The organism is Arthrobacter sp. 10T416, assembly GCF_056394165.1.
In genome coordinates this window covers 56,262-69,112 of sequence record NZ_JBFTHI010000010.1, presented here as the reverse complement: position 1 = coordinate 69,112, position 12,851 = coordinate 56,262, and the positions used below count along the sequence as shown (strand labels likewise).

10 protein-coding genes are annotated in these 12,851 nt (G+C 69.7%); 4 read left to right on the top strand and 6 right to left on the bottom strand.

Annotated features, from left to right (window positions below; all coding sequences use genetic code 11):
* Nucleotides 1-193: 193 nt before the first annotated feature.
* The 5 genes from AC1DBE_RS11645 to AC1DBE_RS11625 all read right to left on the bottom strand — a co-directional run bounded on the left by AC1DBE_RS11645 (nucleotide 194) and on the right by AC1DBE_RS11625 (nucleotide 8,010).
* The gene (locus tag AC1DBE_RS11645) at nucleotides 194-2,278 is read right to left on the bottom strand and encodes an ArnT family glycosyltransferase (protein ID WP_476970622.1); all 2,085 of its coding nucleotides are present in this window, start codon (nucleotides 2,276-2,278) and stop codon (nucleotides 194-196) included.
* 6 nt (nucleotides 2,279-2,284) lie between these two features.
* Entirely contained in the window at nucleotides 2,285-4,252 is a 1,968-nt protein-coding gene (locus tag AC1DBE_RS11640) for a glycosyltransferase family 39 protein (RefSeq protein ID WP_476970621.1), read from the bottom strand.
* Nucleotides 4,253-5,617, bottom strand: coding sequence for a bifunctional glycosyltransferase family 2/GtrA family protein (locus tag AC1DBE_RS11635; protein ID WP_476970620.1), 1,365 nt, complete (start codon nucleotides 5,615-5,617; stop codon nucleotides 4,253-4,255). It lies immediately after the preceding gene.
* An 80-nt stretch (nucleotides 5,618-5,697) separates the two neighbouring features.
* Nucleotides 5,698-7,173, bottom strand: a complete 1,476-nt coding sequence (locus tag AC1DBE_RS11630; protein ID WP_476970666.1) for a HAMP domain-containing sensor histidine kinase — start codon at nucleotides 7,171-7,173, stop codon at nucleotides 5,698-5,700.
* Nucleotides 7,174-7,269: 96 nt separating this feature from the next.
* Complete coding sequence (locus tag AC1DBE_RS11625; protein ID WP_476970619.1) at nucleotides 7,270-8,010, bottom strand: response regulator transcription factor; 741 nt, start codon at nucleotides 8,008-8,010, stop codon at nucleotides 7,270-7,272.
* Between the two features lie 567 nt (nucleotides 8,011-8,577).
* Between AC1DBE_RS11625 and AC1DBE_RS11620 the strand changes: the two genes are divergently transcribed.
* From AC1DBE_RS11620 to AC1DBE_RS11605, 4 genes are all read left to right on the top strand, one after another.
* Nucleotides 8,578-9,159, top strand: a complete 582-nt coding sequence (locus AC1DBE_RS11620; RefSeq protein WP_476903813.1) for a hypothetical protein — start codon at nucleotides 8,578-8,580, stop codon at nucleotides 9,157-9,159.
* Nucleotides 9,160-9,695: 536 nt separating this feature from the next.
* On the top strand, nucleotides 9,696-10,565 hold the full coding sequence (locus tag AC1DBE_RS11615) for a winged helix-turn-helix domain-containing protein (RefSeq protein WP_476903814.1): 870 nt from the start codon (nucleotides 9,696-9,698) through the stop codon (nucleotides 10,563-10,565).
* A gap of 251 nt (nucleotides 10,566-10,816) precedes the next feature.
* Nucleotides 10,817-11,344, top strand: coding sequence for a SixA phosphatase family protein (locus AC1DBE_RS11610; protein ID WP_476880557.1), 528 nt, complete (start codon nucleotides 10,817-10,819; stop codon nucleotides 11,342-11,344).
* A 112-nt stretch (nucleotides 11,345-11,456) separates the two neighbouring features.
* Entirely contained in the window at nucleotides 11,457-12,023 is a 567-nt protein-coding gene (locus AC1DBE_RS11605; protein WP_476903815.1) for a hypothetical protein, read from the top strand.
* Nucleotides 12,024-12,058: 35 nt separating this feature from the next.
* Here AC1DBE_RS11605 and AC1DBE_RS11600 read toward each other — a convergent pair whose 3' ends face one another.
* Nucleotides 12,059-12,823 carry a hypothetical protein gene (locus AC1DBE_RS11600; RefSeq protein ID WP_476970618.1) on the bottom strand — a complete coding sequence of 255 codons (765 nt, stop codon included), beginning with the start codon at nucleotides 12,821-12,823 and terminating at the stop codon, nucleotides 12,059-12,061.
* Between the last annotated feature and the right edge of the window lie 28 nt (nucleotides 12,824-12,851).

Genomic DNA, 12,851 nt, shown 5'->3' with positions numbered 1-12,851 from the left:
TTTCATTCAGAAGTCACATTTTGGTAACGGAGATCACGAGCTGCAGCGTGGCGTCTTGCCGCAGACCCGGTCTGTGCTCAGGCCGTCTCCGTCGCCGCCATCGGCCCCGTTTCGACGGTTCCGCGCCCACTCGAGGCTTATGAACGTCGAGTCGGCAGGGAACCGTCGAAATGGCGGGGTGCTTCGGCGGCAGCTACCCCGCCAGCAGGTACACCTCGGTCCCGCCGACACTCGCGGCCGTGAAGTTGGCCGCGACCCACGAGGCGATCCGGGCGGCGTCGTCCGAGCCCGTTTCGCCCTGCATCATTGTCCCGGCGATGAAGTAGTGGATCTTCCCCGCGGCCACGTACTGCTGGAACTGTTCCAGCGTCGGGGCCGGGTCCGTCCCGTTGAATCCGCCCACGGCCATCACGGGCAGCTGCGTGGCCAGCTGGTAGCCGGCAGCGTTGTTGGAGCCGACGACGGCGGCCGCCCAGGTGAAGGTGCCGGCGTCGACCTTGAGCAGGGTGACGAGGGCGTCCGACGGCGTGCTGGCGCCGAGTAGACCTCCCATCCCGCCACCCCTGCCGCCGCCCGGACCGCCAATCCCGCCGGCTCCGCCCAACCCGCCGGCCCCGCCCAGCCCGCCGGCACCGACCACCGCCGGCGCCATTCCGGGTGCACCGCGGCCGGACACCGCGGGGCCGGCAGAGACGATCGCGCCGCTATGGGCTGTGGCCGCGGTGGATACCGAGTACGCCAGCGGACCGGAGAGGGCAACGGCAACTGCGAGGGATGCCGTCGTGCGCGTTAGGAGCGAAACCGAGCCGGGGCGAGAGCGCGTGCCGTCCGGCCCCGGCGCTTGCGCTCCACCGGACCCCAGCACGCCCCGTGCCCCGGCGAACAGCGCCAGGGCAGCGGCGGCCAGGGCGCCCAGCAGGACCACCCAGCGCAACCACGGCAGGAACGCGGGCGTGCGGCCGAGGAGGGCGGCGGCCATGAATCCGGCTGCGGCGAGGGCGCCGGCCAGCACAAAGGCGGCCACCGGCTGCTCCCGCCGCTGCCACAGGAGAACCCCGCCCAGCGCGGCCAGTCCGGCGATCCCCGGAGCCAGCGCCACCATGTAATACGGGTGGATAATGCCGGCCATCAGGCTGAAGGTCAGGCCGGTGACCAGGACCCACGAGCCCCAGATGATCACGGAGGCCCGGACGGCGTCGGTCCGCGGTGCCCGCCGCCCCAGCCAGAACAACCCGGCGCCGAGCAGCAGCACCGAGGGGATCAGCCACGCAATCTGGCCGCCGAACTCAGTGTTGAACAGCCGGAACACGCCCGGGGTGCCCCAGCCGTTGCCGCCGCCCACACTCCCGGTCTCGTCCCCGCTGAGCCTGCCCAGGCCGTTATAGCCAAGGGTGAGCTCCAGGATCGAATTGTTCTGTGACCCGCCGATGTACGGCCGGGCCGCCGCCGGGATGACCTCGACGGCGGCCAGCCACCACCCCGCCGCGGCGGCCATTGCACCGCCGGCGGCGAGGAGATGAAGGACGCGTCTGCCGATTCCGGCCGGTGCCGCGAGCAGGTACGCCAGGGCGAACCCGGGAACCACCAGGAGCACCTGAAGCTGCTTGGTCAGGAACCCGAAGCCCAGCAGCACCCCGGCGAACAGTAGCCACCGCAGACGCGCGTCCTGGATGGAGCGCAGCACGGCGTAGGCGGCCGCCGTCATGAGGAGCACCAGCAGGGCGTCGGGGTTGTTGAACCGGAACATCAGGACGGCAACCGGGGTCAGCGCCATCACCGCGCCGGCCAGCAGCCCGGCGCGGTGGGCCAGGACCCGGTCGGCCGCAGCGGGTACCGCCGCCCGGCGGACGGCCAGATAAACGAGCCAGACCGTGCCGACACCCATCAGCGCCTGCGGGACGAGGATGCTCCAGGAGTTGAGTCCGAACAACCGCACCGAGAGTCCCATCACCCACAACGACGCCGGCGGTTTGTCCACGGTGATGGCGTTGGCGGCGTCGGATGAGCCGAAGAACCAGGCCGTCCAGTCCTGCGAACCTGCCTGGGCCGCGGCCGAATAGAAGGCGTTGGCCCAGCCGGAGGCGCCGAGGTTCCACAGGTACAGCCCGGCCGTCGCCAGGAGCAGGACCGCCAGCTCCACCCGTGCCCGCATCGGGTGCATCCCGGCCCGGTGTGCACGGGCCGTTCCCGGCAGGCGACGTCCCTCCACCGCCCCTGCAGCCGCCCCGTCGGACATTCCGTCTGACACTCCGGTCCGCGTGCCCAGGATCCCAGCCATGGCGGCCTAGCCTGCCAGCTTGTACACGGTGGCGTTGCCCACGGTCTGGGCCTGGTAGTTGGCGGCCACCCAGGTGGCGACCTCGGAGTTGCCCCCGCGGCCCCCGCCCATGCCGCCGGAGATGAAGTAGCCGATCTCGCCGCGGTCCACCATGGCCTGGAACTGGGCGAGCGTCGGGTAGGGGTCGCCGCCGTTCCAGCCGCCCAGCGCAATGACGCTGGTGCCGGTAGCGAGTTCCAGGCTGGCTGCTTCGGTGGCGCCGGAGACAATCGCGGACCATTTGGTGCCGGAGGACTTCAGCAGGGTCGAGAGTTCGGACGACGATGTCGCGCCGCCCGGGCCCGCCGAGGGTCCGAATCCGCCGCCCATCGCGGACGCCGTCGGACCTGAGGTGGGGATCGAACCCGAGTGCGGCTGGGCCGCCGTCGCCAGCGTCCACGCGGCGGTTCCCAGCCCGCCGGCCAGGAGGGAGAGGACCACGACGGCGGCCGTGGCGGCTTTGCGGAGCCGCACCGGGAGCGCGGCCATGCTGTCGACCTGGAGCAGGAGGGCCGCGGCGGCCAGTACGCCCAGGGCCACCACGATCACACGGAGGCCGGGCAGCCAGGCCGGGTCGCGGCCCAGGAGGGCGGCCGACCATGCCGAGGTGGCGAGAACCGTGACGGCCAGGACGATCCGCGCCGGCCAGTGCATCCGGCCCCGCCACAGCTCCGCGGATCCGATGCCGACCAGGGCCGCAATTGCCGGGGCCAGTGCCACGGCGTAGTACGGATGGACGGTGCCGCTCATGAAGCTGAAGATGCCGGCCGTGACCACCAGCCATCCGCCCCACAGCACCAGCGCAGCGCGGGTGGATGACGTGCGGGGCTCACGCCGGGTGAACCACAGCCCGGCGGCCAGCAGGATCAAGGCCGCCGGCAGAAGCCATGACACCTCGCCGCCAAAACTGGTGCCAAACATCCGGGTGAGGCCGGCCGTGCCGCCGAAGCCTACGTTGCCGCTGCCGCCCGGCCCTCCGGCGTTGCCGCCAAAGCCGCCGCCGGGCATCCCGCCGCCGGTTCCCGTGATCCGGCCCAGGCCGTTGTAGCCGAACGTGAGTTCCAGGAAACTGTTGGTCTCCGACCCCGCCATGTAGGGCCGCGCCGAGGCCGGCGTGAGCTGGAACAGGGCCAGGTAGCTTCCGGCCACGACGGCAATGCCGCCGGCGGCCGCCAGCAGGTGCAGGAGCCTGCGGCCCAGCGTCGTCGGGGCGGCCCAGAGGTAGGCGAGCGCCAGTCCGGGCACAATCAGGAAGCCCTGCAGCATCTTGGTGAGGAACGCCAGCCCAACCACCGCGCCGGCGGCAGCAAGCCACTTCCAGCCGGCCTTTTCGATCGCGCGGGTGGTGAAGTACGCGGCCAGCACCAGGCAGAGGGTGAGCATGGCGTCGGGGTTGTTGAAGCGGAACATCAGGGCGGCCACGGGGGTCAGGGCCAGGGCGCCGCCGGCCAGCAGGCCGGCGGCCGGGCCGGAGACGCGCTTGACGGCCAGGTAGAGAACGCCGACGGCGGCCACGCCCATCAGCGCCTGCGGGATGAGCATGCTCAACGCAGAGAAGCCAAAAATCCGTCCGGACAGGGCCGGGATCCAGAGGGCCGCCGGCGGCTTGTCCACGGTTATGGCGTTGCCGGCGTCAAGCGAACCGAACAGCAACGCGGTCCAGTCCTTCGTGCCCGCCTGGATGGCCGCCGCGTAGAAGGAGTTGGCGTAGCCGGTCGCTTCGAGGTTCCACAGGTAGAGGGCGGCGGTGAGGAGCAGCAACAGGATCGCCGAGGGCCGCACCCAGCGTGGTTGGGCCCCGAAGAGCAAACGCCCGCGGCGGTTCTGGACCCCGCCCGGGGGCAGATCGGCGGGCCGGGGCGCCCGGGCGGTCTGCGCCGGGGGAGCGGGGACGCCGTTGGTGGTTTCGGCAGCGGGGCTAATGGTTGCGGTCATTTACTTGGCCGTTTCTGTGCTGGGGAGGGGAAGGGCAGGGTCGCCAGCCGGAGCGGGCACCGGGACGGTCCGGTGGCGGAAGACCACCAGCCGGAAAAGCAGGAACTTTACGGCGGTGGCGGCGAGGTTGGCCGCGGTGACGGTGGCCAGCTCCAGCCACCGGTCGGGCGTGCCGGACATGCCGTGCACCAGGGCCAGTGCGCCCGAGGTGAGGGCCAGCCCGATCCCGAAGACCAGCAGGCCCTCGAAGTGGTGGCGCGCGGCCTGGCTGCTGCCCTGGATGCCGAACGTAAACCGCCGGTTGGCGGCCGTATTGGCCACGGCGGTGCTGAGGAGCGCCAGGAAGTTCGCCAGCTGGGGGTCCATGAGTCCGCGGCACAAGAGGAAGATGAGCAGGTAGGCCAGGGTGGAGGCCACCCCGATGCTGCCGAACCGCACCAGTTGACCGAACAGGCTCCCGCCGGGGCTTTGTTCCTGCGCCCGGGACGACGCCGGCAGCGGTCCGCGGGCCAGGGCGGCGCGGAGCTCGGGAACGGGAATGCGGCCCGAGAGCAGGTCCCGGCTGAGGCGGGCCATCCCGCGCAGGTCGGCGAGGGCCGTCTGGACGATGTCCACGCTCGAATCGGGATCGTCAGTCCAGTCAACGGGGACTTCATGGACCCGAAGGCCGCACTTTTCGGCCAGGACTAACAGCTCGGTGTCAAAGAACCACGCGTTGTCCAGCGTGTGCGGCAGCAGCTGCCGGGCGACGTCGGCCCTGATCGCTTTGAATCCACACTGCGCGTCGCTGAAATGCGCGCCCATCAGGGACTGCAGCAGGAGGTTGTAGCCGCGTGAGATGAATTCGCGCTTCGGCCCGCGGACCACGCGCGAGTTGCGGGTCAGCCGGGTCCCGATCGCCAGGTCCGAGTGGCCCGAAATCAGCGGGGCCAGCAGCGGGCCCAGGGCCGCGAGGTCGGTGGACAGGTCCACGTCCATGTAGGCCAGGACGGGCGACGAAGAAGCCAGCCACACCTTCCGCAGGGCATTCCCGCGGCCCTTTTCGGCCATGTGGACCACCGTCACTTCGCGCAGTTCGCGGGCCACGCGCTCCGCCGCCTGGAGTGTGCCGTCGGTGCTGGCGTTGTCCGCCACCGTGATCCGGAACGAGTGCGGGAACGAGCCCCGCAGATACGCGTGGAGCCGGCGCAGGCAGGCTTCGAGGTCGCGTTCCTCATTGAAAACGGGAATGGTGACGTCCAGCAGCGGACTGCCGGTACGCGGGACGATAGCTGCGCGCCGGGTGCCGGGGCCGGTCAACACCGGGCCGGCCGGCGTCGCCGGGGAGTGGGGCAGGGTTCCTGGGGCCTGGTCTGTGAACGTCATGGTTCCACTTTTCAGGCCGCCCATTAGAGGGCTTTAGGGTCAAGCTGTGCTGGGGCTGTGGAAGTCCGGGCCGCGGCGGATTACGACGACGGCGGCACTGCCGGAAGGCGGACGGCGAACTCGGTCCGTCCGGGCCGGGACGAGACTTCGACGGTGCCGCCGTGGGCCGCGACAATCGACTGCACAATGGACAGCCCCAGGCCGCTGGTGCCCTCGGACGCCGTGGCGGCGACCGCCGTCGTGCCCCGCCCGGGCACCGAAACCGCGGGCGCAGCGGCGGACGCAGCCGCCGTGGCCGGGTTGGCGCGGGAGGCGTCGGCCCGGGCGAAGCGGGCGAAGACCCGGCCGATGAATTCGGGGGCGATGCCGTTGCCGTTATCCGTCACGGTGACCACGGCGCTGCCGTCCGCTGAGCGCATCACACCGGTGACCACCTTCGTCCCGGGGTCCGTGTGTTTGCGCGCGTTGGAGAGCAGGTTGGCGAGGACCTGGTGGAGCTGGGTGGCGTCGCCGCGGACCACCACGGGTTGGTCCGGGAGCTCGAGCTGCCAGCGGCGGTCGGGGGCCATGACCTTTTCGTCGCTCACCGTTTCCACGGCCAGCTGGGTGAGGTCGACGTCGGTGATCTTCAGCGGCTGCCCCTCGTCCAGCCGGGCCAGCAGCAGCAGATCCTCCACGAGGGTGGTCATCCGCTCGGACTGGCTCTGGACGCGGGCCAGGGATTTCGCGCCGTCGGGCGAGAAGTGTTCGGTCATGCGCATCAGTTCGGTGTAGCCGCGGATGGCGGTCAGCGGGGTGCGGAGTTCGTGCGAGGCGTCGGCCACGAACTGCCGGACCTTCATCTCGCTCTCCTGCCGCGCTTCGAGGGCGTTGGAGACGTTGTCCAGCATCTGGTTCAGCGCGTGCCCCACGCTGCCCACTTCCGTTCCCGGATGGGCGGCCGACGCCGGGACGCGTACCCCCAGCGCCACCTCGCCGGCGTCCAGAGGCAGGCGGGAGACTTTAGTGGCCACCTCGGAGAGCTGCTCGAGCGGCTTCATGGTGCGCCGGATGATGGCGGTGCCGGCCAGGCCGATCAGCACGAGGCCGCCGGCGGACACAATGGCGAGGGTCCAGACCAGCGAGGCCAGGGTGTTTTGTTTTTCCTCCAGCGGCAGTCCGGTGACAATGATGTCCCCGTAAGGGGCGCGGACGGCCGTGAGCCGGTAGGCGCCTGCCGACAGGCTTCGTTCCACCGGGATGCCGTCCGGGGTTAGTGCCAGGAGGACCGCATTGTCATCGGGGGAGAGGCTCTTGCGGGTGGCGTCCCCGGCCAAAAACCCCGGGTTGCTGACCGTGCCGTTGGCGATCCGGGCGTTCAGCGTCCCGATGCCCTGGCCGCGCGCCTCCAGCGGGTCGGGCCGGCGGCCGGAGTCGTCCGGGACCGGCCGGCCGAACTCGCTGGCGCGGTGGGAGGCCTGGGCCAGCTGGGTATCGAGCTGCCGGGTCAGGAACACGTCCATGGAGGCGTAGCTGACCACGCCTACGGCCCCGCAGATCGCCACCAGCAACGCCATGGCCACCAGGACCAGGCGGGTGCGCAAATGCCAGGTGGACGGGTTCCGCCAGTCGCGGCCGGGCGTTGGCGTCACGCCGGAAAGGGTAGGCACGGATCAGTCCGCCGGTTTCAGGACGTAGCCGGCGCCGCGCACGGTGTGGATCATGGGTGCGTGGTTGGCGTCGATTTTCTTGCGCAGGTAGGAGATGTAGAGCTCGACAATGTTCGCCTGGCCGCCGAAATCGTAGTCCCAGACGCGGTCCAGGATCTGGGCCTTGCTGATGACCCGTTTGGGGTTTTCCATGAGGTAGCGCAGCAGCTCAAACTGGGTTGCGGTCAGGTGCAGTTCCTCGCCGGCCCGGGTGACGTCGCGGGTATCGACATTGAGCACCAGATCGCCCACGACCAGCTCGGCGGTGTCCATGGCCGCCACCCCGGAGCGCTGCACCAGCCGGTGCAGCCGCAGGAGTACCTCTTCCATGCTGAACGGCTTGGTGACGTAGTCGTCGCCGCCCGCCGCGAGGCCGGTGATACGGTCCTGCACCGCATCCTTTGCCGTCAGGAACAGTGCGGGAACTTCCGATGCGAAGGCCCGGATGCGGCTGAGGAGTTCGACGCCGTCGAACCCCGGCAGCATCACGTCCAGCACCAGGACATCGGGCCGGAAGTCCTTGGCCAGTTTGACCGCCGTCGGCCCGTCACCGGCGACGGCCACGGACCAGCCCGCCATCCGCAGGCCCATGCTCATGAGCTCGGAGAGGCTGGGCTCGTCGTCCACCACCAGCGCGCGGATCGGCGAGCCGTCCGGGTGCGTGAGCTGGGGAAGGTTGTTGGTGGTGGAGTGCGAAGTGGCCATGGAACGACTCTCCGATCTGCCGTTAGGGGGCGGCTTTAGGAACCCTGTGCGGCACCTGTGAATCCCAGACTACCGAGCTGGATGCCCCGCGCAGCGGCGAAAGGTCACAGGCGTGGCCTTCGGACCGCACAGCCCCGGCACAGGATCGCTCAGCACTCTGGGGTGGACATGATCAAGCACCCTGACAGGAGTAACACCATGAGCGGTCAGCACCCCGGAACCGGACCCCGGCCCGTCCCCGAACACCACTCCGGACACAGTTCCCAGCACAGCCTCGAGCACGGCTCCGACACCCCGCCCCAGGCCGCACCGGCACCCGTGACCACTCCCTACGCAACACAGGATTACGCAACCGGGGATCACGCAACACGGGGGTACGCAACGGGGGAGCCGGTTTTCCAAGGCCCGCATCCCGACCCGGCCCAGGCCCCGGGGTGGGGTGCCCCGCCCCAGCCGGGTTGGGGTGGCCCGGCCACCGCGGCCCAAGCCCCCGCTCCCGGGTGGGGTGCACCGGCAGGACCCGCCGCACACGCCCCGGCCGGCAAGCAGTGGACCGTCAAGCGTGGCGTGGCTGTCGCGGGGGCGGCCGTGGTCCTCGCAGCCGGAGCCGGAGTGGGGGTCTACGCCCTGACCTCGAGTTCGGCCGCTGCCAGCGGCACCGCTGCCGGTGCGGCGGGCGGACCCGGCCTGGGCGGCCAGGGTTCCGGCCAGGGGATGCAGGGCATACAAGGCGGAGCGCAGGGCGGCTTTGGGGGAGGCGGCATGCCGGGCCAGGGCGGTCCCGGCGATTTCTCCGCCGGCGGCATGGGCGGGCTGAACGCGGCCGTGCACGCCGAATATGTGGTGCTTGAAGGCAGCACCTACACCACCCGGGCCGAGCAGCTGGGAACCGTCAGCGAGGTCAGCTCGACGTCGGTCACCATCAAGAGCAGCGACGGTTTCACGCGCAGCTATTCCCTGGGCAGCGACGTGGTGGTGAGCAATATGCAACAACGGCGCCAGCAGGCCGGTGGCACAGGAACCCAGCTGAGTGTCTCCGACATCGTCGCCGGGGCAACGGTGCGGATCGTGGCCGCCAAGTCCGGTTCCGGATACGCGGCGTCGTCCGTGCAGCTGGTGCAGGCGACCGCCACCGGCCAGACCAACTGATCCGGGCCCGTGCCGCCGGATCCGAAGGGTCCGGCGGCACGACCACTCCGTGGACTCCTGCGCGGCCCCGGGAGCCCGAGGGGTGATTTCGCCATTCTGGCTGTAGATGAACCGACAGCGGTCATGGGCCGCTCAGCCCGAACAATCTTCGGATAATACCGGCCAAACCGCGCCTGTATCGCAAGTATGCTGACTTTTTATGGGCTCGCCAGAATTGTGATTTGCGCTACAATCGCCCTTTTTGTCTCACAATGCGGACTTGGCAGTCCATTGTTACTTGCTAGTTCTCATTGTTACGTTGCACACTTCAATTGTGAACAAGAACTCAACAGCACCTGCAGCCGCAGCTTCCGGGATCAGCGCACCAGCTGGTACTGAGATGCGCTGTTGTCGAATGCACGCCTAACTTCTACACCCCAGAACGTTTATAGGCATTCGCCCCCAGCCCAGCGTCGGGCGCCCCTCCCCAGTTTTCATTGCGGGGAAATCAGCATTCGAGCCGCGATGACGGCCATTCACATTGAGGTAAGCATTCCATGTCAGTTGCATCCGGATACGTCCACATCTCCGTCCGTAACGCCAATAAGGCCGGCCAGGCGGGCCTCCGCCAGGGTTTCGGCGGCCGTCCCAGCTTTGGCCCTGCCGCATCCGGCAACAGCTTTCCCGCCCCGGGCTATGCCGCGCAGGGCTACAACCCGAATTCCTACGGCCAGCTCCGCGCCGTCCCCGCGGCCGAGTCTGCTCCGGCCACGGCTCCCACCCCGGTGATCGCCCCGGGCGCAGGCGGCCCGGTCCGTCCCGTGCCGAACGACAACGTGGCCCGCGGATTTGTGCTCTACATGGGCATTGACGAGGAGACCGCGGCGGCTGCCGGCACTTCCATCGCCAAGCTCGCCCAGGAAATCCGCGCCTACGCCCAGTCCCTGGTCTCCGGTGCCGAGAGCTACGCCGCCGTCGCCGTCGCCCCGGCGTCCGCCCCGGGGTCCGCGCTCGACGTCGTCCGGTCCACCTTCGGCGATCCGACGGCGGGGGCCCGCCAGCGCGCCGAGAACGCGCGGCTGCAGCAGCCCCAGGATCCGCGCCCGTCCGGCGTGCTTATTGACCTTGCCCGCCGTGAAGTGGCGCTCGACGGCGAATCGCTGAACCTTACCTTCAAGGAATTCGAGCTCCTGAACTACCTCGTCGAGAACGGCACCCGCACCGTCGGCCGCGATGAACTGCTTGAGGGCCTGTGGCGGAACGCCGAAGAGGTTCCCAACGAGCGCACCATCGACGTGCACATCCGGCGCCTGCGCTCCAAGCTCGGCCGCCTGGCCAACACCGTCCGGACCGTGCGCGGCCAGGGCTACCGGTTCTACGAGCACCCCGAAGTTGTTGTCTGGGCCGCTCCGGAATACTCCATCTAGGCTGGCTTTTGCGAAGCGCCCGTCCCTTCTGTGGGGCGGGCGCTTTTCGCTTTCGCGGCACGATCCCTCGGCGCCTGCGCTCGTTCCTCGCGCAACAACGGCGCTTTCGGGATGTGCCGCTGCGCTTCAGCGCCCTCGCAAAAGGCACTGCCTCTCTGCGCGGGTACGGCCTTGTGGGGTTTGGGCCTCCGCGGCTGGGGTGGGCGGGGGAACGGGGGAATCGCGGCGGCTGGCCGCACTAGGATTGAGCCATGAGCGCGCATCACATCAAACAGCTGGTGCTCATGCGGCACGCCAAAGCGGACTGGCCGGGCGGCGTCGCGGATCACGACCGGCCGCTGGAAGAGCGCGGACACCGGGAAGCGCCGCTGGCCGGACGCTGGCTCCTGAAGCACGGCGTCGTCCCCGACTTCATCCTGTGCTCCAGCGCCCTCCGCACCCGCCAGACCTGCACCTGGGTGTGCAGCGAACTGGGGGACAAGGCGCCGACCCCGAAACTCGAGGACGGCCTCTACGGAGCCTCGGCCCTGCACATGCTGGCAGTCATCAACCATGTCCCGGATACCGTGACCACCCTTATGGTGATTTCCCACATGCCCGGCGTGCAGGACCTCGCCATGCATCTGGCGTCCCGCGATTCGAACCATGACGCCTACATGGACGCCGCCACCCGCTACCCCACCAGCGGCCTGACTGTCCTGGAAACCGAAAAGTCCTGGGCCGAGCTGGACGGCCAGGACGCGCGGCTGACCCACTTCACGGTTCCGCGCGCGAAGTAGCGCCCAAGGGCGGGCTATTCCATGGCCAGCGACCCGTTTGTGTTGTTTACTAATGCTGTAATTGCTTTTACTGCCGGTGTTACTTAGCTACCGAAGGAAAAGGTGAATCACCGTGGATTCAGGACAGCTCGTAGGGATCATTATCGGCATCGTTGTGGTGCTCGCGATCGTTGCGGTGGCAATCTATTTCAGCCGCAAGCGCAAGACCGACGCGGACCGGAACCGGGCCGCAGAAATGCGTGAAAGGGCCGAGGCCGACCAGCTGGCCGCCAGGGACCACGAAGCCAAGGCAGCCCGCGCCGAAGCCGACGCGAAGGCAGCCGAGGTCGAGGCCGAACGGCTGCGCCTGCAGGCCCGCGGCACCCAGCAGGAAGCCGAAACAGCCCGGATGGGCGCCGAAGAGCAGCTCCGCCGGGCCGACGAGGTCGATCCCGACGTCGCAACCGAACCTGGCGCCGATGAAACCCGTGGCGCCGATGAGACCCGCGCCGCCGGGGAGTACGACACCCGGACCCGCGACGCGGAAGCCGCCAACGGCCAGCCGCACGAAGAGCTGCGCCGGGACCGCGGTGAGCGCGAACGCCGGGCTGAATCTGGCGGAACCGAAGGATTTCCCGGCGGTACGGCCCCGGCGCACGACCCCGGGGACCCGCACGGCGACCGGCCGCGCAACCTCTAGCGAACGGGCCCCGTGAGCTAACGGGCCCCCGCGAGCTAACGGCGGGACGGGGCTTTGCCGGCCGGTTTGGCGGGGCTCTTTGCTGGGGGTTTGGGTGTGGCTGGCGACGACGGTGTGGCGGGCCGCTTCACGGCGGGCTTGGCCGCAGCGGACGACGTCGGGGCCGCGGGCCGCTTGACGGTTGAGGATGCCCGCGCAGGGGTGCGCGGGGCTCCGGTTCGCGGCGCCGGACTTCGTTGGGCCGGGGTGCGCTGCGCCGTGGAGGTGCGCTGCGCTGGCGAGGTACGCGGCGCAGCTGGCCGGGCCGCCCCCGAACGCGGTGCTGTGGTCCTGGCGGCGGTCCGGGCGGCGGGCCTGCGTGATGCGGGCGCTCGTCCGCCGGCGGCAGGATGGCGGGCGGCGTGGCCCCGCGGTGCCGCACCCCGGCCCGGCAGGACGGTACCGGCAAGGAGCAACAGCAGGGTCGCTGCGCCGGAGGCCGCGGAGAGGTAGAAGTACAGGTCCGGGTGGTCGGAATCAACGTTGGTGGACAGCGCATTCGGATCCGGGTTGAAGGCCAGTCCCCATTGGCGCAGGAAGGCAATGCCGAAGGCGATGAAAAGAATGCTGCCGACCCCGCTGGCCAGGAGCGTCTTGTGCCGCCGCCGGACCAGGACCTCGGCCACACACGCCACGTAGGCGATCGCTGACGCGGCCAGGAACCACAGTCCCACGGTTTCGTTCAGGGTGGCGCCGGCGAGCACCAGCAGGGCCAGGGCTGCCAGTGAGGCTCCGATGGCGGTCTTTCCGCTTTTACCCATGTGGCGCATGTGACCAATCATCCCCGAG

What these genes read in the sequence shown, in the direction of transcription:
- AC1DBE_RS11645 (WP_476970622.1), bottom strand. Translation starts at nt 2,278, where the DNA reads ATGGCTGGGATCCTGGGCACGCGGACCGGAGTGTCAGACGGAATGTCC.
- AC1DBE_RS11640 (WP_476970621.1), bottom strand. Translation starts at nt 4,252, where the DNA reads ATGACCGCAACCATTAGCCCCGCTGCCGAAACCACCAACGGCGTCCCC.
- AC1DBE_RS11635 (WP_476970620.1), bottom strand. Translation starts at nt 5,617, where the DNA reads ATGACGTTCACAGACCAGGCCCCAGGAACCCTGCCCCACTCCCCGGCG.
- AC1DBE_RS11630 (WP_476970666.1), bottom strand. Translation starts at nt 7,173, where the DNA reads ATGGCGTTGCTGGTGGCGATCTGCGGGGCCGTAGGCGTGGTCAGCTAC.
- AC1DBE_RS11625 (WP_476970619.1), bottom strand. Translation starts at nt 8,010, where the DNA reads ATGGCCACTTCGCACTCCACCACCAACAACCTTCCCCAGCTCACGCAC.
- AC1DBE_RS11615 (WP_476903814.1), top strand. Translation starts at nt 9,696, where the DNA reads ATGTCAGTTGCATCCGGATACGTCCACATCTCCGTCCGTAACGCCAAT.
- AC1DBE_RS11610 (WP_476880557.1), top strand. Translation starts at nt 10,817, where the DNA reads ATGAGCGCGCATCACATCAAACAGCTGGTGCTCATGCGGCACGCCAAA.
- AC1DBE_RS11600 (WP_476970618.1), bottom strand. Translation starts at nt 12,823, where the DNA reads ATGGGTAAAAGCGGAAAGACCGCCATCGGAGCCTCACTGGCAGCCCTG.